General features: G+C 50.8%; 22 protein-coding genes. 15 read left to right on the top strand and 7 right to left on the bottom strand.

Annotated elements, in window-relative coordinates:
- Positions 1-129 precede the first annotated feature (129 nt).
- From dnaJ to ACZ50P_RS05695, 3 genes are all read left to right on the top strand, one after another.
- Positions 130-1,251: a molecular chaperone DnaJ gene (dnaJ, locus tag ACZ50P_RS05685; RefSeq protein ID WP_464134169.1), complete on the top strand. Its 1,122-nt coding sequence runs from the start codon at positions 130-132 to the stop codon at positions 1,249-1,251.
- Between the two features lie 293 nt (positions 1,252-1,544).
- Positions 1,545-3,455, top strand: a complete 1,911-nt coding sequence (gene dnaK, locus ACZ50P_RS05690; RefSeq protein WP_464134171.1) for a molecular chaperone DnaK — start codon at positions 1,545-1,547, stop codon at positions 3,453-3,455.
- A 92-nt stretch (positions 3,456-3,547) separates the two neighbouring features.
- Complete coding sequence (locus ACZ50P_RS05695; protein ID WP_464134173.1) at positions 3,548-4,153, top strand: Crp/Fnr family transcriptional regulator; 606 nt, start codon at positions 3,548-3,550, stop codon at positions 4,151-4,153.
- Here the strand turns inward: ACZ50P_RS05695 and ACZ50P_RS05700 are convergent.
- Positions 4,131-4,487 (bottom strand): rhodanese-like domain-containing protein, encoded by a 357-nt coding sequence (locus ACZ50P_RS05700; RefSeq protein ID WP_464134175.1) that lies wholly within the window; start codon positions 4,485-4,487, stop codon positions 4,131-4,133. The two genes, ACZ50P_RS05695 and ACZ50P_RS05700, sit on opposite strands and share 23 nt — an antisense overlap.
- A 4-nt stretch (positions 4,488-4,491) precedes the next feature.
- Positions 4,492-5,355 carry an MBL fold metallo-hydrolase gene (locus ACZ50P_RS05705; protein WP_464134177.1) on the bottom strand — a complete coding sequence of 288 codons (864 nt, stop codon included), beginning with the start codon at positions 5,353-5,355 and terminating at the stop codon, positions 4,492-4,494.
- Positions 5,356-5,563: 208 nt separating this feature from the next.
- Between ACZ50P_RS05705 and ACZ50P_RS05710 the strand changes: the two genes are divergently transcribed.
- The 4 genes from ACZ50P_RS05710 to ACZ50P_RS05725 are packed head-to-tail and all read left to right on the top strand — an operon-like array spanning position 5,564 to position 8,659.
- Entirely contained in the window at positions 5,564-6,997 is a 1,434-nt protein-coding gene (locus ACZ50P_RS05710; protein WP_464134180.1) for an MBL fold metallo-hydrolase, read from the top strand.
- 2 nt (positions 6,998-6,999) lie between these two features.
- On the top strand, positions 7,000-7,425 hold the full coding sequence (locus ACZ50P_RS05715; RefSeq protein WP_464134181.1) for a YeeE/YedE family protein: 426 nt from the start codon (positions 7,000-7,002) through the stop codon (positions 7,423-7,425).
- The gene (locus ACZ50P_RS05720; protein ID WP_464134183.1) at positions 7,422-7,850 is read left to right on the top strand and encodes a DUF6691 family protein; all 429 of its coding nucleotides are present in this window, start codon (positions 7,422-7,424) and stop codon (positions 7,848-7,850) included. The genes ACZ50P_RS05715 and ACZ50P_RS05720 overlap by 4 nt, the downstream gene beginning before the upstream one ends.
- An 8-nt stretch (positions 7,851-7,858) precedes the next feature.
- Positions 7,859-8,659, top strand: a complete 801-nt coding sequence (locus ACZ50P_RS05725) for a sulfite exporter TauE/SafE family protein (RefSeq protein WP_464134185.1) — start codon at positions 7,859-7,861, stop codon at positions 8,657-8,659.
- Between the two features lie 28 nt (positions 8,660-8,687).
- On the opposite strand, the gene ACZ50P_RS05730 is transcribed toward ACZ50P_RS05725, so the two are convergent.
- Positions 8,688-9,545, bottom strand: coding sequence for an MBL fold metallo-hydrolase (locus ACZ50P_RS05730; protein WP_464134187.1), 858 nt, complete (start codon positions 9,543-9,545; stop codon positions 8,688-8,690).
- 144 nt (positions 9,546-9,689) lie between these two features.
- Here ACZ50P_RS05730 and acs point away from each other — a divergent pair, with 144 nt between their 5' ends.
- The 3 genes from acs to ACZ50P_RS05745 are packed head-to-tail and all read left to right on the top strand — an operon-like array spanning position 9,690 to position 13,242.
- A complete protein-coding gene (gene acs / locus ACZ50P_RS05735) occupies positions 9,690-11,627 on the top strand; it encodes an acetate--CoA ligase (RefSeq protein WP_464134190.1) in 1,938 nt (645 codons plus the stop codon).
- Positions 11,628-11,640: 13 nt separating this feature from the next.
- Complete coding sequence (locus ACZ50P_RS05740; protein WP_464117654.1) at positions 11,641-12,162, top strand: DUF6580 family putative transport protein; 522 nt, start codon at positions 11,641-11,643, stop codon at positions 12,160-12,162.
- A 21-nt stretch (positions 12,163-12,183) separates the two neighbouring features.
- The gene (locus ACZ50P_RS05745; protein WP_464117653.1) at positions 12,184-13,242 is read left to right on the top strand and encodes a tRNA dihydrouridine synthase; all 1,059 of its coding nucleotides are present in this window, start codon (positions 12,184-12,186) and stop codon (positions 13,240-13,242) included.
- A gap of 26 nt (positions 13,243-13,268) precedes the next feature.
- Here ACZ50P_RS05745 and ACZ50P_RS05750 read toward each other — a convergent pair whose 3' ends face one another.
- Entirely contained in the window at positions 13,269-13,526 is a 258-nt protein-coding gene (locus ACZ50P_RS05750; RefSeq protein ID WP_464117651.1) for a glutaredoxin, read from the bottom strand.
- Positions 13,527-13,674: 148 nt separating this feature from the next.
- Here ACZ50P_RS05750 and ACZ50P_RS05755 point away from each other — a divergent pair, with 148 nt between their 5' ends.
- Positions 13,675-14,229, top strand: a complete 555-nt coding sequence (locus ACZ50P_RS05755; protein ID WP_464117649.1) for a class I SAM-dependent methyltransferase — start codon at positions 13,675-13,677, stop codon at positions 14,227-14,229.
- A gap of 164 nt (positions 14,230-14,393) precedes the next feature.
- Positions 14,394-16,703, top strand: a complete 2,310-nt coding sequence (locus ACZ50P_RS05760; RefSeq protein ID WP_464134191.1) for a hypothetical protein — start codon at positions 14,394-14,396, stop codon at positions 16,701-16,703.
- Positions 16,704-16,857: 154 nt separating this feature from the next.
- On the opposite strand, the gene ACZ50P_RS05765 is transcribed toward ACZ50P_RS05760, so the two are convergent.
- The 3 genes from ACZ50P_RS05765 to ACZ50P_RS05775 form a co-directional block, all read right to left on the bottom strand.
- Positions 16,858-17,808, bottom strand: a complete 951-nt coding sequence (locus tag ACZ50P_RS05765; RefSeq protein WP_464134194.1) for a tRNA dihydrouridine synthase — start codon at positions 17,806-17,808, stop codon at positions 16,858-16,860.
- Positions 17,809-17,912: 104 nt separating this feature from the next.
- A complete protein-coding gene (locus tag ACZ50P_RS05770; protein ID WP_464134196.1) occupies positions 17,913-18,377 on the bottom strand; it encodes an EVE domain-containing protein in 465 nt (154 codons plus the stop codon).
- Entirely contained in the window at positions 18,374-18,769 is a 396-nt protein-coding gene (locus tag ACZ50P_RS05775; RefSeq protein WP_464117643.1) for a YchJ family protein, read from the bottom strand. Before ACZ50P_RS05775 ends, ACZ50P_RS05770 begins: the two co-directional genes overlap by 4 nt.
- Before the next feature lie 137 nt (positions 18,770-18,906).
- Between ACZ50P_RS05775 and ACZ50P_RS05780 the strand changes: the two genes are divergently transcribed.
- The 3 genes from ACZ50P_RS05780 (at position 18,907) to ACZ50P_RS05790 (ending at position 22,164) form a co-directional block, all read left to right on the top strand.
- A complete protein-coding gene (locus ACZ50P_RS05780; protein WP_464135187.1) occupies positions 18,907-19,674 on the top strand; it encodes an SDR family NAD(P)-dependent oxidoreductase in 768 nt (255 codons plus the stop codon).
- Between the two features lie 2 nt (positions 19,675-19,676).
- Positions 19,677-21,080 carry a class II fumarate hydratase gene (fumC, locus tag ACZ50P_RS05785; RefSeq protein ID WP_464134199.1) on the top strand — a complete coding sequence of 468 codons (1,404 nt, stop codon included), beginning with the start codon at positions 19,677-19,679 and terminating at the stop codon, positions 21,078-21,080.
- Between the two features lie 151 nt (positions 21,081-21,231).
- A complete protein-coding gene (locus tag ACZ50P_RS05790; RefSeq protein ID WP_464117640.1) occupies positions 21,232-22,164 on the top strand; it encodes a hypothetical protein in 933 nt (310 codons plus the stop codon).
- Positions 22,165-22,166 lie beyond the last annotated feature (2 nt).

Raw genomic sequence — 22,166 nt, forward strand, 5'->3', positions numbered from 1 at the left:
CCGGAAGAAAACCACTGTGGCCGTATTGCATAAGGAATTTACGAGGAGACCTTGACGGCAGCGGTTTTGGCACCCTATTTTGTCATATTCGACACAAAAAATAGCGCACAACGTTAGGTTCCATACACTATGGCTGGCAAAAGAGATTACTACGAAATTCTGGGCGTCGAAAAAGGCGCCGATCAGGACACCATCAAAAAAGCTTATCGCAAGCTGGCGATGCAGTTCCATCCGGATAAAAATCCCGGCAACAAAGAGGCCGAAGAAAAATTCAAGGAAGCTGCCGGAGCTTACGAAGTTTTGAGCGACACTCAAAAACGTGCGCAGTACGACCGCTTCGGCCACGATGCGTTCACGCGCGGTGGCGGCGGCGGTGCCGGAGGCTTCACGGATGTCGAAGATATCTTCTCTCACTTCGGCGATATCTTTGGCGACTTCTTCGGTGGCGGCATGGGCGGTCAGCAAAGACAGCGTCGCAATCGCAATGAGCCTCGTCGTGGATCGGATCTGCGTTATGTGGCAGAGATCACACTCAAAGACGTCATCACGGGTCTTGAAAAAGAAATCGAATTCGACACAGATAAGAACTGTGAAGAGTGTAAAGGGACAGGAGCTGAAAAAGGCTCTCAAGTCAGCACTTGCGGCACCTGCGGTGGCTCTGGCCAGGTGGTGCGTCAGCAGGGCTTCTTCGCCATGGCGTCCACGTGCCCGACATGCCATGGGCAGGGGACTGTGATCAAAAATCCGTGCAAACCTTGTAAAGGCAAAGGCCGTGTGGCTGAACACCGTAAAATCCGCCTGAACATCCCGGCAGGGGTGGACACCGGCACGCGTCTGCGTGTGGCGACCGAAGGTGAAGGCGGGTACATGGGGGGTCCTCCAGGGGATCTGTATGTTGAAATTCGCGTGAAACCACACAATCACTTTGAGCGCCGCGGGGATGACCTGGTGGCAGAGCTTTCCGTGCCTTATGTGCAAATGCTCCTCGGGGCCGAGATCGAAGTTCCGACAGTCACGGGTAAAGCCAAGCTCGAGGTGCCAAAGGGCACTCACAATGGCGACAATGTGAAGCTGGTGGGTGAGGGTTTGCCTTCTTTACGCGGCAATCGCCGTGGGGATATCTACTTCCATGTGGAAGTGCAGTTCCCAGAGAAATTACATAAAGACGAAGAGAAACTTTTGCGAGAAATTGCAAAGGCAAGAGGTCTGAATGTGACCTCTGAAGGTGGCTTCTTCAGCAAGAAGAAATAAGGTCCCGCAAAAATTGCGGCCCCGGCGCAGAAGGGTTACGCCAGGGCCTAGAGGGGCTTTGTTTTTGTTTTGTTTTAAGAGAGGAGCGAGGTCACATCATGCCCAGAAGCAACTCTTTTAGCGAGTTAAAACCCTGTAAGATATTGAAATTATTCATTAAATAATTGTCATAAAAAAGTGAGCCCCTCGCCTTGACGAATTCAAAGCCGGACCCACATTAGAAATGACTGAATTGGATAGTATTTTTAGCTGGTTGGGCAAGTCCTCAAGCAGCTGTTTTAAGGAGATAAGGTATGGGTAAAATTATTGGTATCGACTTAGGAACGACGAACTCATGCGTCGCGATCATGGAGGGCGGTGAGCCCAAAGTTCTCGTGAATGAAGAGGGCGCTCGTACCACTCCTTCCGTCGTCGCATACACCAAAGATGGTGACCGTTTGGTGGGTCAAATCGCTAAACGTCAGGCTGTGACGAATCCAGAGAACACGATCTATTCTGCGAAACGTTTCATCGGCCGCAGATTTGAAGAGGTTCAGGAAGAAATCAAACTTGTTCCTTACACTGTGGTTGCTAAAGGCAACGACTGCGCGTTCAAGGTTCAGGGTAAAAATGTTTCTCCGGAAGAAATTGGTGCGGCAGTTTTGGCTAAACTTAAAAAAGTCGCTGAAGACTATTTGGGTGAGCCGGTAACAGAAGCGGTTGTAACCGTTCCTGCTTATTTCAACGATGCGCAAAGACAGGCGACAAAAGATGCCGGTCGTATCGCAGGTCTGGAAATCAAACGTATCATCAATGAGCCGACAGCGGCGGCATTGGCGTACGGTTTGGATAAGAAAAAAGACGAAAAAATCGTTATCTACGACTTCGGTGGTGGTACGTTCGACGTGTCCATCCTTGAGGTTGGGGACGGTGTTGTTGAAGTTCGCGCAACCAACGGTGACACTCACCTGGGTGGTGACAACTTCGATACAGTGATCCTGGAATGGTTGATCTCTGAGTTCAAAAAAGACCAGGGCATCGATCTTAAAAATGACAAAATGGCCTTGCAACGTCTGAAAGAAGCTGCCGAGAAAGCGAAGATCGAACTTTCTTCCGCTCAGGAAACAGAGATCAATCTTCCGTTCATCACAGCTGATCAGTCTGGTCCTAAACACTTGCAGACAAAACTGTCTCGCGCGAAGTTTGATCAGATGACAGAAGACCTTGTAAGACGCTCCATGGAGCCTTGTAAGAAGGCTTTGGCAGACTCTGGTCTGAAGGCTTCTGAAATCGACGAAGTTGTCTTGGTCGGTGGTTCCACTCGTATTCCGGCGATCCAGAAAGCGGTTAAAGAATTCTTCGGTAAAGAACCGAACCGTTCTGTGAATCCGGATGAGGTTGTGGCCGTAGGTGCTGCGGTTCAAGGGGGCGTTCTTGCCGGTGACGTGAAAGACGTTCTTCTGTTGGACGTGACTCCACTAAGCCTTGGTATCGAGACTTTGGGTGGCGTGATGACGACTCTGATCGAAAGAAACACGGCGATTCCTTCCAAGAAATCCCAGGTGTTCTCGACAGCAGCCGACAATCAACCAGCAGTTGATATCCACGTTCTTCAAGGTGAGCGCAAGATGGCTAGCGACAACAAAACTTTGGGTCGCTTCGAGTTGGTAGGTATTCCACCAGCTCCACGTGGTGTGCCTCAGGTTGAGGTGACCTTCGATATCGACGCCAACGGTATCTTGCACGTCTCTGCGAAAGACATGTCTTCTGGCAAGTCCCAGCAGATCAAGATCACGGCTCAGTCCGGTTTGTCTGAGGACGAGATCAAACGTGCGGTCGCGGACGCTGAAGGCCATGCGGAAGAAGATAAACGTAAAGCAGAAGCGGCAACGCAAAGAAACAATCTGGACAACTTGGTTTACCAGACTGAAAAATTGATCAAAGATTCCGGCTCTCAGTTGCCTGAAGCTGAGGTCAAATCTGCGAATGAAGCTCTGGCTGATGCCAAGAAGATCCTTGAAAACAAAGCCGCTTCTGGTGATGAGTTGAAAGGGGCCTTCGAAAGACTTCAGAACCTGACACACAAACTGACTTCTGATCTGTATAAGAAGCAGGGCGCGCAACCAGGTGCTGAAGGACAGCAGGCTGATCAAGCCGAAGGGGACTCTTCTGCGAACAAAGGCGGCGACGATGTGATCGACGCTGACTACAAAGACGTCAACTAAGACTTAGATAGTCAAAAACGAAGAAGGCCGGGTCAGAAACCCGGCCTTTTTTGTTTGTTTTTGGGGTCGGGGCCCGTGTTATGCTGTCAGGCATGGAATTCAAAGATCTTTTTGCTCAGGCTGCCTGGAAGACCTATCACCGCGGGGATGTGATCTACCGCTCCGGGGAGACCCCTCAGAATCTTTACTTTGTCGAATCTGGACTGGTGGGTTTGGGTTTGTGGGGTGAATCCGGCAAGGATCATCTGGTCCGTCTGTTCCGGGCAGGACAGATTTTTGGCCATCGCAGCCTTTTTGCCAATGAACCGTATCACGCCACAGCCACCGTTATTGATGAGTCTAAAATTCGTTTTATGAGCAAAAGTGAAATGCGCACTTTGATGAAGGGGAACTGTGATCTGGCGGAAAAGCTGCTGGAAACCTTGTCCAAGGAGCTGCGTCAGGCTGAAGCCAAGCAGTTGGTTCTTAGTGAAAAAGACGCCCCGGCTCGCATTGCTGAGGCTTTGGTGTACTTGAAAGAGCTGCATCCAGATTATTCATGGACTCGTCAGGAAATCGCCGATTTCTGTGGGACAACGACCCCGACGGTGATTCGCACCCTGGCACGTTTTGCTGATGAAGGCTTGATCGAACAAAAAGGGCGCGAGATTGTTCTGCTGAAAAAGGATGACCTGCTTAACGAGGCCATCCCGAAGTAAGTGCACGACGTGCCTGTTCCAAACTGCCCAGGTTCTCCACCTGGGTGAAGCCCATCTGCTTCATCACTTTCAAAGCCTGGCCAGAGCGGTTTCCACTGCGACAGTACAGGCCATAAAGTTTGTTCTTATCAAGCTTTGCAATCTGCGTTTTAAAATCCGCGTTCAGAAAATCAATATTTAAAGACTTATCGACATGTCCCTGGTTGTATTCCTGAGGTGTGCGGACATCAATGATGACAACATTGCTTCGATCCACTGTCGTTGTTGGGGAAGCCGAAGCGGCTCCCGTATTCGTGCCGATAATCAAACTGAGCAGGCCCAAAAAAGATTTCATATGGTTACTCCTTCAAAGGAACTTTTAAGTAGCGGGTTCCGTTGTCTTCGGGTTTAGGCAGATGGCCCGCATCGATATTCACTTGAACGCTGGGCAGAAGCAAGCGGGGGGCCGCCAGTTTCTTGTCGCGATTGTTGCGAAACTCAACGAATTGTTCACGAGTCGTTTTCATGCCCAGTTGTACGTTCTTTTCCTTTTCTTCTCCGATGGTGCTTTGGAACTGAAGTTCACGGCCGTTGGGAAGGTAGTCGTGTCCGACGAAAACTTTGTAGTGATCTGGCAGCGTGTAAAGCTTCTCGTGGACGGAGGTGTAAAGAGCGTCGGCGCTTCCTGCGGGGAAGTCACAGCGACCGGTGCCATAGTCAGGCATAAAAAGCGCATCTCCGGTAAAGACATTGTCGTCGATGACATAGCTTGCACAAGCCGGAGTGTGGCCGGGGGTGTAAAGTGTTTCAATTTTCAAAGTCCCCGCGTTCAGGGCTTTACCTTCCTCAAGAAGCAGGTCAAATTGACTGCCATCCGTTGGAAAATCTTTGTCCAGATTAAAAACATTTTTAAAGACTTTCTGAACATCTGTGATTTTGGCGCCAATTCCCACTTTCGCTCCGGGGATGTGTTTTTTCAGGACCTGGGATCCTGACACGTGGTCGGCGTGCGCGTGTGTCTCCAGAATATAGTGAACCTTCAGATTGTTGGTTTTCACAAACTCCAAAACAGCATCTGCCGAGGCGGTGCTCATCTTCGAAGCTGCGGGATCATAGTCCCACACAGGGTCAATGATCACAGCATCCTTAGATGCGGTGTCGTAGACAACATAAGTCAGTGTCCATGTGGCGCTATCGAAGAATTCTTTTACTGCTGGTTTCATGTGAGTATCTCCTTTCAGGATCGGAATCTTTATAAAACGACTATATCCCGAAGCGGCCCCGTGTCGTGATGTCCTAGGACATAATTGTTGTGTGTCATTTGCTGGATTCCTGGACTGGATCTCGATCTGGGACGGGGGCTGATTTTTTTAAGGTTCATTATGTCCTAGGACATCACTCCAGAACACATCGGTATGCCATTATGAGCCCATGGAAACGAAGTCATTAAACCAAATAAGCTGTGAGCAAGTTTACAACATCTGGGCGACCGAGCCGCACTTGTTGAAGATTCTGGATCTTCGAGATCGTGCAGTTTTCCTGCAGGGACATATTCCTGGAGCCCAATGGGTGCCCCTGACCCACCTGGAAGAAGAAGTGGGATCCCTGGGAAATCGACTGGCGGTGCTGGTGGCTCCAGAACATCTTCTGGAGGAACTGGGACGCCGCTGTGGAGAAACAGAGAACTGTGTTCTGCTGTCCCGGTGCGAAAGATGGGCCCAATTGAAGAAGCCTCTGGCCGGAAATGGCGTTGAGGCCATCGTTGAACAATACTTAAATAAAGGAGAAGCCATGAAAAACGACATCATCTTTCATCAGCTTTTCGATGCCGAATCTTCCACATACACGTATCTGATTGCGGATCCAAAAAGCAAAGAAGCCGCTTTGATTGACCCGGTTCTGGAAACTGTCGATCGTGATCTGAAGCTGATTGAAGAGCTGGGGCTTCGTCTGATGTATGTGCTCGACACCCACATTCACGCGGATCACATCACGGGGGCGGGTGAAATTCGCCGTCGGACCGGTGTGCAAACGGCGGTCAGCAAAGATGCCCAGGTTGATTGCGTGGACATCCCGCTGGAAGACGGACAAGAGCTACTGTTGGGGGATAAAAAGATCCACGTACTGGCAACTCCAGGTCACACCAACACCTGTATGACTTACGTATTTGAAGGTCGGGCCTTTACAGGAGATGCCCTGTTGATCCGGGGCTGTGGCCGTACGGACTTCCAACAAGGATCTTCTGAAAGATTGTATGACAGTGTGACGGGTAAGCTGTACCAGCTTCCGGCAGAAACCATCGTCTATCCCGGGCATGACTATCGAGGAATGACCTCTTCCACGATTGGCACCGAGAAGATGCACAACCCGCGCCTGAATGAGCGGATTAGCAAAGAGCAGTTTCAGCAGATCATGTCAGATCTGAAGCTGGCCAATCCTCGCAAGATCCATGAAGCGGTGCCAGCCAATTTGGCTTGCGGGGTTCCACGGGATCACAGGGTCTTTCATCCACAAACGGTAGATGGAATTCCAGAGGTCAGTGTGGATGATGTTCATAACAAATTACCAGCGGCGGTGGCTGGCAACGTTCGTTTGATCGACGTGCGACGCCCCGATGAATTTAATGGGGAGTATGGTCACATTGCCGGAGCGGAGCTGGTGACGCTGGGGCCTGAACTGACGGCATTCCTTGAAAAAGGGGATCGCAGTGAAGAAATCGTCTTCATCTGTCGCAGTGGCGGACGCTCGGGGCAGGCAACCGCTGAAAGTCAAAAGTTAGGCTATCGGTTTACAGTGAACATGACCGGTGGGATGATTCGTTGGAATGAAAAAAAGTTTTTAGTTGAAAGAAATAAAGGAGAGTAAATATGCAGCAAGAATGGATAAACGCACTTATTGGAGGAGGCATCATCGGGATGGCTGTTTCCTTGATGCTTTACTGGAATGGCCGTGTGACGGGCATCAGTGGCATCATCAACGGGATCTTGTCGCCCTTGAAGGGAGACACTTTATGGCGAGTGATGTTTGTCGGAGGACTTTTCCTGGGTGGATTGGCGATGAAAGTATCTCATCCAGAGGTCTTTTCCGGGCAGCTGGCCACGGCCGATTGGACGGTGGTTGCTGCAGGTTTGTTAGTCGGATTTGGAACAGTCATGGGCAGCGGTTGCACCAGCGGACACGGTGTGTGTGGAATCAGTCGTCTGTCACCAAGATCTTTGGTGGCTACGCTGGCTTTCATCGCGGCGGGTATGGGTGCAGTGGCATTGTTTAGAGCTTTGGGGGTGTTGTCATGAAAAATGCGTTGGCAGCTTTGGTTGTAGGTTTTGTGTTTGCAATTGGTCTTGGTGTTTCGGGGATGACTCAGCCTCAAAAGGTTGTGGGCTTCCTGGATCTTTTTGGTAACTGGGACCCTTCTTTGGTGTTTGTCATGGCGGGGGCTATCGCCGTGCACTTTGTGACGTACCGACTGATTCGCCGAAGACCGACTCCTTTGTTGGATACGAAATGGCACGTGCCGACGAAAACGGAACTAACGCCGGCGTTGATGGTGGGAGCTGTTTTGTTTGGTGCGGGTTGGGGCCTGGCGGGATTCTGTCCGGGACCAGCGGTGACATCACTGGCAAGTTTTGAACCGCGTGTTGTCTATTTTGTCATCAGCATGCTGGTCGGAATGTATCTGTTCCGTCTGGTTGATAAGAAGCTTAAGCTTCAGAAGTGAGGTTGGTTATGGAAATCCTCGGCTACATAGCGTCTATCTTTATGGGGTTGAGTCTGGGCATGATTGGCGGCGGCGGCTCTATTCTGACGGTGCCGATTCTGGTTTACCTGTTTGGCGTGGATCCGGTCCTTTCAACGGCCTATTCACTTTTCATCGTGGGCTTGACGGCCTTGGTGGGCGGTGCCTTCTACTTGAAGCGCGGCGAGGTGGATCTCAAAACCGCGATGATCTTTGCTGTGCCAAGCTTCGTCGGTGTGTACCTGACCAGGGCCTTTGTTATGCCCAATCTGCCTGATCCGGTGTTTTCGATTGGAGAGCATACAATTTCAAAGGCGCTTTTGATCATGGCGATCTTTGCCGTGCTGATGGTGGCTGCGTCGGTTTCCATGATTCGATCCAAGGGCAAGCCTAAGACGGCATCTGACATGAGCTTGAAGGCAAGAATTGGCCTGATCGCTTTGGAAGGTTTGTTGGTTGGTGGTGTGACTGGATTCGTCGGAGCTGGCGGGGGGTTCTTGATCATTCCGGCCTTGGTTCTGCTGGTCGGTCTGCCAATGAAGCTGGCCGTGGGAAGTTCCCTGTTTATTATTGCCGCAAAATCCCTGTTGGGATTCATCGGCGATTTGCAGCAGGGGACCGTGATTGATTGGACACTGTTGTTAAGTGTTGCTGGAATTGCAGTCGTCGGCCTGTTTATCGGTATGAAACTTTCTAAGAAGGTTTCTGAAACCGCACTGAAAAAAGGATTCGGCGTCTTCGTTCTTTTAATGGGTACATTTATCCTGATCGATCAAATTCAGAAAATGTAAAACGGCTTAGGAAATTCCTGTCAGCACATCAGCTGACAGGAATTTTTAAATATCGTTGCCCGTTGGATTCAGGGGCGGGCAGGTGACCCGCTCTGATATTGACTTGAATGCTGGGAAGTAAAAGCTTCGGAGCACTCAGCGTGGCATCGCGCTCTTTGCGGAACTTAAGAAACTGCTCGCGGGCCGTTTCAGCCGTCAGTTGAATGTTCTTTCTTTTTTGATCTCCGACAGTTGTTTGAAACTGAAGTTCGCGTCCCTGAGGTTGGTAGTCATGGCCAACGAAGATGCGAGTCTCATCTGGAAGCTTGTAGATCTTCTGGGTGACAGAATCATAGAGGCTTTCGGCGCTTCCCCCGGGGAAATCGCAGCGGCCCGTTCCAGAATCAGGCATAAAGATCGCATCCCCCGTGAAGACGGCATCCGCAATCAGATAACAGCCACAGGCCGGAGTGTGCCCGGGTGTCTGGAAGTATTTAATATTTAAGGTGCCAGCAGAAAACTCCTCATTTTCCGATAACAGTCGATCAAAATCTTTGCCCGTGGTGTCCAGGTCTTTCATGTTGAATGTTTTGCTGAAAATACCCTGCACTTCGGTGATCCTCTTGCCGACGGCCACCTTGATGTGGGGAAAGTGCTTTTTAAAAAGCTGTGAGCTGGAAATATGGTCCGCGTGAGCATGGGTCTCAAGCACATAGTGGGGACGAAGATCCTTGTTTGTGAGAAAACTCATGACTGCTTCCAAAGACTTGGTTGAAAGCTGCCCTGAGGCTGCATCGAAGTCCCACACGGGGTCGATGATGACTGCGTCTTTCGATGTCGTGTCATAGGCCACATAAGTCAGGGTCGATGTTCCAGGATCGAAGAAATGTTGAATCTGCAAAGCCACGTGTGCTCCCGTCTGAAATTTCCTTGGTTGTGCTTAGTATATTCAGGCTGAGTTCAAAGCGGAAGTGCTTTTACCAACTATCCTCAGCGTTAGTGTTTGACCTGATTCTCATTTGTTTTACGATAAATAGATACTGAGGTGACTATGCACAAAGAGATTTATCCCGTAAACGCTGAGGTGGCAAAGAAGGCCTGGATTGATGAGTCAAAGTACAAGGAAATGTACGAACGCTCAGTCAAGAATAACGAAGCCTTTTGGGCAGAGCAGGCAGAGAGCTTGGACTGGATCAAAAAGTGGGACAAAGTCAAAGATGTCAGCTTTAAGAAGCCTGTGCACATCAAGTGGTTTCAGGGGGGAAAGCTGAATGTGTCGGCCAACTGCATTGATCGCCACCTGGCAACGCGCGGGGATAAAGTGGCCCTGTTGTGGGAGCCGGACAATCCTTCGGTCAAAGCCCGCTCGATCACTTATAAGGAACTGCATCGTGAAGTTTGCCGCTTCGCCAATGTCCTAAAAAAGATGGGCGTAAAAAAAGGCGATGTTGTCACTATCTACATGCCAATGATTCCTGAAACAGCCATCGCAATGCTGGCGTGCACACGGATCGGAGCGGTTCACTCTGTGGTCTTTGCCGGTTTCTCTCCGGACTCAATTTCGGATCGTATTTTGGATGGACACTGTCAGTTTGTAATCACTGGGGACGCCGGTTATCGCGGCAGCAAGGTGATTTCGCTGAAAGAAAATATTGATAAAGCTCTTTTGAAGACACCGGATGTAAAAAGTGTCCTGGTCGTAAAATATGCTGGCAATGATGTTGAAATGAAACCGGGTCGTGATCTTTGGTATCATGAGCAAGTGCAGTCCGTCAGTGATCAGTGTGAACCAGAGGCGATGGATGCGGAAGATCCGCTGTTTATTCTTTACACCTCCGGTTCGACCGGAAAGCCCAAAGGGGTGTTGCACACGACGGGTGGTTATCTGGTCTATGCCAGTGTGACTCACAAGTATGTTTTTGATTATCACGAAGATGACATCTATTGGTGTTCAGCGGACGTGGGCTGGGTCACCGGTCACAGCTATATTGTGTACGGACCTCTGGCAAACGGAGCCACCACCTTGTTCTTTGAAGGCGTGCCGAATTATCCAACCCCGTCCCGTTTCTGGGAAGTGGTGGATAAACACAAGGTGACGATCTTCTATACGTCTCCGACGGCAATTCGTTCTTTGATGCGTGAGGGGGATGCGCATGTGAAATCCACATCCCGCAAGACACTTCGTTTGTTGGGCTCGGTCGGCGAACCCATCAATCCCGAAGCCTGGGCCTGGTATCATGACGTGGTCGGGGAAGGGCGCTGTCCGGTGGTGGATACCTGGTGGCAGACAGAAACCGGAGGCATCCTGATCACGCCACTTCCTGGAGCCATAGCGCAAAAGCCAGGTTCTGCGACCTTGCCCTTCTTCGGTGTTCAGCCGAAGCTTTTGACGAATGAGGGGCAGGAAATCCAAGGCCCGGGAGAGGGCGTTTTGGCGATTGCGGATTCCTGGCCAGGACAAATGCGCACGGTCTTCGGCGATCATAAGCGTTTTGAGGACACTTATTTTTCGAACTATCCCGGCTTCTATTTTACGGGAGACGGCTGTCGTCGTGATGAGGATGGATATTACTGGATCACGGGCCGCGTGGATGATGTGATCAATGTGTCTGGGCACCGACTGGGGACGGCTGAAATTGAGTCGGCTCTGGTGGCTCATCCGAAAGTGGCCGAGGCCGCAGTGGTTGGGTACCCGCACGACATCAAAGGGCAGGGGATTTATGCCTTTGTGACTTTGCGCACGGGGGAAACTCCGAGCGAAGATCTGCGCAAAGAACTGGTGCAAACGGTTCGTAAAGAGATTGGTCCCATTGCCACACCGGATTTGATTCAGTGGGCACCACGATTGCCAAAAACCCGTTCGGGCAAGATCATGCGTCGTATTTTGCGCAAGATTGCTGAAAACCACCCGGATCAACTAGGCGATATTACAACACTTTCTGAGCCAGGGGTGGTTCAAGAACTGGTGGACAATCGTATGAATAGGTGATAGCTTGCGCGTCATGAATACACGATTAATGACTTTGATCTTGATGGTTCTTGGCGCGGCTTTCAGCCGATTGATTCCTCACCCTTGGAACTTCACCGCGATTGGTGCGATGGCGTTGTTTGGCGGGGCTTACTTCCCATCCAAAAAGCAGTCTTTGTTGATTCCTTTGGCGGCTTTGTTCCTAAGTGATCTGGTGTTGGGCTTCCATAACACGATGGTCTTTGTGTATCTGGCTTTCGCGATAGTTGTAATTTTGGGTTGGAACTTGCGTGATCAAAAGGGCGCGGCGAAAATTGCCGGCCTTTCATTGGTGACCAGTTCGTTGTTCTTCCTGATCTCCAACTTTGGTGTTTGGGTGATGGGAACCATGTATGCGCCCACTCCAGCGGGATTGTTCCAATGTCTGGTGGCGGGATTGCCATTCTTTGATAATCAAATCTATGGTGATTTGTTCTTCTCCGGTTTGTTATTCGGTTCCTACGAGGCTGTCAAAAAGTGGGCTCCGGATTTTCTTGGCCAAGCGGCCGTAAAGTAATTTTGAAATCTTGAAGGGGCCATGAAGCTGGGTCTGCATCGCCCTGTTCTGGGTGGAAAAGTAAACTTCCCGTTGTGTCTGGCCCCGATGGTGGGGCTGACTCATGTGGCTTTGCGTGAGGTTATGCGGGAATATCTTCCTGCTGACGCTTATACAATCTGGCCCACAGAAATGCTGAACTCTCGCCGCGTCCCCGGCGAAAATCTTGAAACAACTCCTGAAACCATGCGCAGTCCGAATGAAAACGGACTGGTGCCGCAAATTCTTGGCAATGAAGAAGGACCCATCGCAGAAAGTGTTAAGCGCCTTATCGAGTGGGGTGCTGAAGCCATCGATATCAATATGGGTTGCCCCGTGCAAAAAGCTCTGAAGCACAATTATGGTGTGGCGTTGATGGGCGATCCGACCTACGCCGCCGAAGTGGTGCGTATGACCGTCAAAAACTCCACAGTGCCGGTCAGTGTGAAGTTGCGGGCGGTGGGAAGCACCAAAGAATTCGACGAACTTTTGACGTTTGTTTCAGGCTTACGAAATTCCGGCGCGGCTTGGGTGTGTCTGCATCCGCGCACGGCCGCGCAAAAGCGTCGTGGCAGTGCGGACTGGGAACAAATCAAACAGCTTCATCGCGCTGTGGATTTCCCGGTCATTGGAAATGGCGATGTGCAAACCGTGGAAGATGCGATTCTGATGTTGCGTGAAACCGGTTGCGACATGGCGATGGCCGGCCGTGGTTTGGCGGCGCGCCCCTGGATGCTATGGCAGTTGGGGGAAGAGTTGGGTTTTGCAGCCCCGGCCGGAAAAGAAGGGCAGAAAGCTCCGCGCACTTCCGAAGAAGAAGGCGCTGAATACGGGCGTGTTTTGATTAAGTTGATCGAGCGCAGTCGTCATTACTTTGGCGAAGATCTGGCGATGAGAAAAGTGCGCTTCTATGTGCGCACCACCAGCGTGTGGCTGCCTTTTGGAAATTTCCTGGTGGGAGTTTGTGCCAAAGCACGCACAACCGATGAAATGATCCAAGGTGTGCAGAAGTTCTTCGAAGGCCCCGTGGAAATGAGCTTACGCACGGAGCTTCGTCAGTAGAAGCATTGTGAGCACCAACTGCCGCGTTATTCCGTCTTCAACAGAGGCATCAATTTGCCTTCTTCGTCCAAAGCTTTCAAATCAGTATAGCCACCGATCAGTTTGCCATCGATCATGATGATGGGGACGGTTCTCCAGCCGGTTTCGTTTTTGATTCTGTCAATTTCTTCAGGCTTGTCCGTCAAATCCACGATATCGTGGGCAATTCCTTTGTCAGTCAGGAAGTTGATTGCGCGATCGCAGTAAGGACAAGGGTTTTTCTTGTAGATTAATACTTTTGCCATGATTCATTTTGACATTGTCTGCAAGGGCAGACAAGTTCAACTAGCTATGGACTGTTTATTGTGTCACACACCTCATGTTGCGCCTTTCAGAGTGGATAAAAAGCCTGTTCACAGCTATTTCCATTGCGCAGAGTGTGATTTGATCTTTATGGAACCCTCGGAACGGCTGGGACCCGAAGAAGAAAAACAGCGCTACGATCTGCATGAAAACACGAACAATGCTGGTCATCGTGATTTCTTCTTGCCGCTGGTGCAGGGATTAGAGGAACACTTTAAAGCCGCAGGCATCAGTCCGTCGCAGTTGACCTCTTTGGATTACGGATGTGGTCCTTCGCCTGTTTTGTCCGGTCTATTATCCGAGCGTGGTTTTAAAACGCACAATTATGATTTGTATTATCATCCCAATCAGGATGAACTTCGGCGCACCTATCACCTGGTCACCAGCACCGAGGTGTGGGAGCATTTGTACGCTCCAAGACAGGAAATCGAGCGAATGTTGCGTCTTCTGAAGCCCGGGGGCCTTTTGGGAGTCATGACTTCCGCCCACCGTGGAGAAGCCGCTTTCCATGACTGGCATTATCGCCGGGATACGACACACGTCGTATTTTTCTCAGAAAAAAGCATGGAGTGGTTTGCCAAAACCTATAAATTGCAAATAGTGAAAATGCGAAGTCCCTACTGGATTTTTCAGAAATTGTTTTAGCCTTAACGGGTGATACAAAACTTGCCGCCTCAAGATGAGAATTTTTTGATCGCCTTTTGACCAAGAGGCCATATTCCGAAAAGAAGTAAAAGGAATATGTCTTGGTTGCTCGTGTTTTAGTGTTTATCTTTGTCACGATTTTGTTTGGGCCTGTCCAGGCCTCGATGGATCTTGTCCTGCTTTCCCAGTGTTCAATCAAGGGCGAATGCAACGATCAGCAGAAAAAATTCCGCCAACAAAAGGAATGGAACTGCCAGCTTGAAATGAAGGCTCAGAACTGTGAGCAGTTGGCCAAACAGCATCCGACCTGGGCGCCATTGATGCGCAAATGCAGCTTTCAGGCGCAGTGCCAAGAGCAGATGGATCTGGGGCGAGAACAGGCACAGGCTTGTTTGCGTGGCTATAAAAACGCGATGATTGATCTGGGTGTTTCCCTGAAGGATATGTCCGTTTCATTGGCGGGCTTTGTTGAAAATAGCTGGGAAGACTTTAAAAAGAACCGACGCGAACGGGCCGCCTTCCTAAAGGAATGTGACAAGTCCATTGCCTGCAAACGAGACTTGGTGAAAGACGATCACCGCTACCGAGACTTCACTGACGAAAAATTGGCGAAAATGCCAGCGGTGTTTTTATATACTCAAGCTCAAGACATGAAGGCCTATCAGGCCTCTTTGGATCGCATGCGCCCCAAACCCTACGTCCCGATTTCAGAAAGAGTTCGTGACGAGGTGGAACTCACCAAAGAACAGGCCTCAAAACTGAAAAGCCTGATGAGTGTCGTGGGTGATAAGATCAAAGAACAGTATCAGCGTTACTCCTGTTACAACGCCGTCGCGCGGGAAGAATTGCAATGTTATGCCATCGGAACTGTCGTGGATCCGACCTTGGTGGCGGGCTACTTTGTAAAAGGAGCCCGGGTCGCTGTGGCGGCAAGCCGTCTGAGCAAGGCCGAACGTGAAGTGCACGCGGCGACAGCCGTCGCTGCGACAGGAAGCAAGGTCACTCGCGCCGAGCTGACGGGAAAGTACCTGAGCTATTCACCCACAACGGTGGCTCAGAATGAAAAATGGATCAGCCTGGCGGAAAAGGGGACGAACTCTAAGATCACGTTCCTGGACATTGAAAACAGCCAGATGAAGACTTTGAACGACACGTTGAAGGATAAGAACCTTGTCACGGGTCTTACGAACTATCATAAAGAGATTCTGTTCAAAAAAATCGAAAAGCTTGAAGCCGCCAATCCCGGATTGGTGATTGATAAGTATTCCGATTTTAAGTCGTCGCGTTTTGCCTTTTCAGGAAAGGTGCCTGCGGATCTGGATTCTCAACTGAAGAAAGTCTTTGCCGAGGCCAACAGTGAATACACGTCGAAGCTGCGCGAGTCCGGCGTCCTGAAAGCCGGTGATAAGGCTGAAACCTGGTTCCGCGGTGGAACGGGTGTGTCGGCGGATCAGGCCAATATAGCGGCTCGCTATTCGCGACAAACCAGTACCAACGATCTTCAGAGTTTCAAAAATGGCACTGTTCAAACGGCTTTGCAGGGAAGCTTGAAGTCCCTGGAAACTCAGCGCACGCAGTTGCGTTCAGAAGTTGCAAAGACCTCGATGGTTCAAGGCAACACCTTCCATCAGGATGTCTATGATATCGTCCGTAAAGGGGGCGGGAACACTGAACAGATCAAAGCTGGCTTGAAGAACCGTTTTGGTCTTTCGGAGCTTTCCACCAGTACAGTTCAGAAGATGGAAAAGTATGTGAAGTCCGTGGACGAGTTTTCGCCGGGGATTCACGTCAGCAAGCGGGAAATTGCGCATCTGAACAAGGCGCAAAATGGTGGACTGTCGGCCGACGTGATTGGCTTGGGTTCTGCCAACTTGAAGGAAACAGCCGAGGCTTTGGCAAATTCCAAGAACTTAAATGGTGCTTTGGAAAATGTGCGCAAGGGTGAAAAAGCGGTCACCAAAAGATTCGACGCTCAGAAAAAGTATTTCCAGGAAGTTCTAAAGGACTCGGTGGATCCTGGAAAGCTCAAGTCCGTCTGCTCCGGGGATGATTGTGTGGCCGTGGCCACGAAGCCCCTGACCGAGGCTGAAAAGAAAAAGATCTTAAAGAACCTCATGGCCAATGATGAAATGGGAAGTTCCTTCCGTATGGCCTTTATCCCTGACGGGGTGAAGGTGGCCGAAGCTCGTAATGCTCTGGCCAATCATGGAGAGTCGGTGGAAAAGATTCTGCGCCAGACTCTGAGCACCAGCATGGAGCCACGACGATTGAAGGGGCTGGTGTTTGGCGTGGATATGAAAACCAAAGAGCTCAACAAGGGCCAGGTTCAGTTGCTGATCGGTGAGGCCCAGAATCTTAAACTCACCAGTGGTGAGCGCGCTCTGATTCAAAAGAAATTCGCAGAAGCCATCAAGCGCTTCAACGAAGACGCCCGCGCCAAGGGCACAGCCTCTGCCTACCAAGCCGTTCCGTAAAAGGTGCCTGGTTGTTTTTTCTGGCTACGACGCATCAGGCGGCGTCCTTGCGTGCTGGGGGTGCTCTCGGTGCTAGGGGCGATGAGGTTGTTTTGTTTTTTGTGTGGCTGCTGCGTAGTAGCCAGAAAAAACAACCAGGCACCTTTTCCTTTTCCTAGAGGCAGATGGATTCTAGTTTTGATTTGAATTCGGAGGGCTTTTTTAGGACTTTGATTTCGTCAAAGACTTGTTTGGCTTCCGGGTTTTTCAAAGACAGCGCTTTGAGCCACTGTTTGGTGCGTGAAACAGCGAAGTAGTCGTTGATGTATAAGGTGCTGGCGTCAAAAAACTGTGGCAGCAGGGGGCGCGCACGTTCCCAGCTCATTTCCTCGACGGGTTCTTGTTGCAGACTTTGTTTGATCTGGCGGAAGATGAATGGATTGGACATCACCCCGCGGCCGATCATGTAGTCTTCGCATTGGGTGACTTCCACACAGCGGTTAAAGTCACTGACGTTCCAGATTTCGCCATTGGCAATCAGTTTGATCTTGGTCTTTTCTTTGATCTTCGGAATCCAGTCCCAGTACGCCGGTGGTTTGTAGCCATCGGTTTTCGTGCGGCAGTGAACCGTCAACCAACTGGCATTGGCTTCTTCAACTGCCTGGGCAATTTCCAGACATTTTGTCGGGTCGTCAAAACCCAGACGGATTTTCGCGGTGACGGGAACTTCTGCGGGGACGGCCTGGCGAACTGTTTTGACGATGTCAAAAACCCGATCGCAGGACTTCAAAAGACTGGCGCCTCCATCATGGCGATTGACGGTCTTTGCCGGGCAGCCAAAGTTCAGATCCACACCCAAAGCCCCCAGTTTGACAGCCCGCTGGGCATTGAGCGCCAAAGGCTCGGCCTGACCGCCAAGAAGTTGGACAAAGACCGGAGTGCCCCAGCGAGTACGGGAACCCGTTTTAAGTTCCGGGCAGTTTTTATAAAAGACGCTTTCAGGGTGCAGACGGTCGGTGACGCGCAGGAATTCAGTGACACATTGATCAATGCCACCAATCCGGGTCAGCGTATCACGCATCACCCAGTCCACCACACCTTCCATCGGAGCTAAAAACAACTTCATTTTCCTGCCTTAAGAGCATGCTGTAACATTCATTTATTCGCGAAGCGAGGAGGAAGTCGTACTTATTGTACGGCGACGACGCAGCGACAAAGAAGAAATGAATTTTACGGCGTGCTACCGCCCATTTTTTTGACGATATCGAAGTGCTTTTTATCAACAGGCTGAATGGAAAGGCGAGAACCTTTTTGCAGAACCAGCATTTCAGAAAGCTTTTCATTGTCGCGCAGGTCCTGCAGACTGACGAAGTTCTTAAAGTGCGCGACGTATTCGACCTGAACACAGTACCAGATGGGCTTCTCCTTGGTGGCTTTTGGGTCAAAGTATTCGGACTTTTTATCGAATTGTTCCTGATCCGGCTCTGCCAACTTGGAAACACGAGCCAACCCCGCAACTCCGGGGGGCGTGGCATTGGAGTGATAGAACAAAACCGCATCACCCACTTGCATGTCTTTCATCATGAAATTGCGCGCCTGATAGTTGCGCACGCCATTCCACCACGTGGTTTTGTCTTTTTTAAGCTGATCCAAAGAAAAAACGTCAGGCTCTGACTTCATCAACCAGTACTTCATTTGGTTTTTTCCCCTTTGATTTTACCGGACTTAAAGAACCATTCGCCAGCCTGTTTGCGGAACGTGCTGACTTCGTGATGGATGTACTCTTCATCATCGATGCTGTAATAGGCTTTAAATTCAACAAGGCCCTTGGTGCCTTTTTCTTCGGCGCTGACGATTTCCAACTTTAGAAACTTGGCACGCTCTGCCCATTCTTTATTGGCCTCATCGTCGATCAGATCCAAAGTCTGAGGATCGGTCGTATCACGAAGATACTGCATTTGATTTTTCGCAAAAGCAGAATAGCGCGAACGCATCAGTGCTTCCGCCGTTGGGGCCAAAGCCTCACCTGAATGATAAACACCACAGCACACAGAATAATTTTTTTCAGAACCACAAGGACATTTCATAGTCCGCGAAACTATCAGAATTTCCCCCTCAGAGGTACGCCGGAACTTTTGCTAAGGCGCCGCGTCGCGCGGGGTTGTGAAAACCATGTGGCATACCCAAGGACCTCACTGCCTGCTATCGTCGGGGGGTGAGGTGAATTATGACAAAATGGGCACTTATTACCGGGGCAACTTCGGGCATTGGCTGGGCCACGGCTCACTCTTTGGCAGAGCAGGGGTTTTCTATTCTGGCGACCGGGCGTCGCTACGAAAAATTGCAAGAGCTGCAAAAGGCATTAAAGATCGCATTTCCCGCAGTACAGGTGAAGCTGGCCAGTTTCGATGTTTCAGATCGTTTTGAAGTCAGTGAATTCATGAAGGCGCATGCGGCGGACCTGCCTCAGGTCGAAATTCTGGTGAACAACGCCGGTCTTGCCTGCGGAGTCGAAAAAATGCAGGAAGCGTCATTAGATGACTGGGAAACCATGATCGACACCAACGTTAAAGGGTTGCTTTTCATGACCCGCGGAGTGGTGGAACACATGGTGAAAAAGAACTCGGGCCATATTATAAACTTAGGCTCGGTCGCGGGCCGCTGGACCTATCCGGGCGGGGGCGTGTACTGCGCCACCAAATTTGCGGTGCGTGCTTTATCCGAGGGACTTCGTATGGATTTGCTCGGCACCAGAATTCGGGTGACGAATATTGAACCGGGCATGGTGAACACGGAATTTTCTGTGGTGAGACTGAAAGATCAGGCCAAAGCCGACAAGGTCTACGAAGGCATGACGCCATTGATGGCCAAGGACATTGCAGAAACCATCGCGTGGTGTGCGGCGCGGCCGGCCCATGTGAACATTCAGGAACTTGTGATTTATCCCACCGATCAGGCCCATGTCGGCCAGGTCGCTCGCAAAGGAGTTTAGGTATGTCAGGCAGCGGATTTAGAATTGAAAAAGACACCATGGGTGAGGTGCAGGTTCCCGCAGACAAGTTCTGGGGGGCTCAGACTCAAAGATCCACGCAGAATTTCCGTATCGGCGGGGATCGCTTTCCGCGTGAAATGATCCGTGCTCTGGGGATCTTGAAGAAATCAGCTGCTTTGACCAATCAAAAACTGGGGATCTTAGATACAAAAAAAGCCGACCTGATCGTGAAGGCTGCTGACGAAGTGATTCAGGGGAAGCTGGATGCTCATTTCCCGCTGGTGGTGTGGCAGACGGGGTCTGGCACTCAGACGAACATGAATGCCAACGAAGTTATCGCCAATCGGGCGATGGACATGATGGGTGTGAAACTTCCCAGCAAGGAAGTGCATCCCAATGATGACGTCAATAAAGGTCAGTCTTCCAACGACACCTTCCCCACAGCCATGCACATTGCCGTGGGCGAGCAGATTCATCATCGCCTGTTGCCGATGCTTGAAAAACTGCATAAAGCCCTGGAACACAAACAAAAAGAGTTCCAAAGCATTGTTAAAATCGGTCGCACGCATTTGATGGATGCAACACCTTTGACCTTGGGGCAGGAGTTCTCTGGCTATGCCACGCAACTAAAGCACACCATTCAGCGTGTGAAGAACACTTTGCCTCATCTGTACGAATTGGCATTGGGTGGCACCGCTGTGGGTACGGGGCTGAACACACATCCGAAGTTTGCCGTGGAAGCGGCGGCAGAGATCGCCAAAGAAACGGGAATTCCCTTTGTCTCGGCGGAAAATAAATTTGAAGCTTTGGCCTCGCATGATGCGTTGGTGGAGGTCAGTGGTGCGCTGAACTCCGCTGCCGTGTCTTTGATGAAGGTCGCCAATGACATTCGTCTTTTGGGCTCGGGCCCTCGTTGCGGCATCGGGGAGCTGCATTTGCCAGAAAATGAACCGGGAAGCTCCATCATGCCGGGGAAGGTCAATCCGACGCAAAGTGAAGCCATGACGATGGTCTGTGCCCAGGTGATGGGAAATCACGTGGCTGTCAGCATCGGTGGGGCGACCGGGCACTTTGAGCTGAATGTCTTTAAACCTTTGATTGTGTTTAATGTGCTCAACTCGATTCGCCTGCTGGCAGACGCCTGCGAATCCTTCACCGATCACTGCGTTTCTGGCATTGAAGCCAACCATAAACAAATTCAGAAGCACCTGGAGCAGTCTTTAATGCTGGTAACAGCTCTGAATCCTCACATTGGTTACGACAATGCCGCCAAGATTGCCAAAACTGCCCATAAAAACGGCACAACACTGCGCGAAGAAGCCATCAATCTTGGACTCCTTTCTGGCGAAGAGTTTGATAACATAGTAAAACCAGAGGACATGCTCGGCGCCAGCCGGCAGAGCTGAAGCTCGGCCCCGCCGGCAGAGCCTGGAGCTCGGCCCCGCCGGAGCGCCGGTAGGTATCGGCGGCAGCCGACAGAGCTGAAGCTCGGCCCCGCCGGCAGAGCTGGAGCGCCGGTAGGCGCGCAAGCTGAAGCAACTTAAGAACTGGAGAGATATGAACCCACTATTGGCCAAAGCGAACTGGATGAATCAGGATGACATCAGACCTTACGTCTTTGTACGTCCGGAAAATCAGATCGCTCAACCGGGGTCGGTGCATCGTCTGAACTGGTTTACTCAGGCTCCGGTCATCAAGAACCCTCTGGACGTCAAAGAACTCGCCTTTGCTGACCGTATTTACTCCCTGGAAGAGCGTGCTTTCGGGCCCTCGAACATGGCCATGCCGCGTTGGGTTTTTTACGACTGTGCGGTGATGCCGGGGTTCGTGGCGGGTTTTGCCGCTCGTCCATCGGCACTTTCCAAGGCGGCGCGTGAGGCGCTGGACCCTAAGAAGTTCCCAGCGTCGTTGTCGCCCATTAAAACCTCTGGCGTCTTGAAAGAGGTGGAATCCCTGGATGACATGGACTGGATTCCGTTGTCCTTGTTTATCATCATCCCGACCATGCACAAGGGCGAGTGGGTGGCCCACAACCTGTGCTCTATAAACTCCCTGTTGCCAAAGGAAGAACAGTTTTATGGTCTAGGTTTCCTGTCCAAGGCCTTCGGGCTTTGGTACGCGAACGTGGAGCAATGCTCCGGAATGACTCAGTGGGGAAGTCCGGCTTTGAAGCTGCACTCGCATTATGGCCATTTAGAAGTAATTGGGGCTTACGCTCCGGTGCATTCTCATGCTAAAACTATTACTTACCGTGTACAGGTAAACACTCAGTGCTGGGAAAAGTTCTTCAATAAGGAACCGGACCTGGCGTTCTTGGAAAACTACGGACCGACCGGCACCTTTATCGATCCGAAGAAGGAAGAGAGCATGTTGAGCTTCCAGCAGCGCATTGAGCGCAACGAAGGGCCGTTCTATCTCAGCGCCGGAGAGATCGCCCAGAAGAAGCTTGATGAACAGTTGATGATTTACAGTTTGAAACAACAATACTAGAT

The organism is Bdellovibrio sp. CKG001, assembly GCF_055397465.1.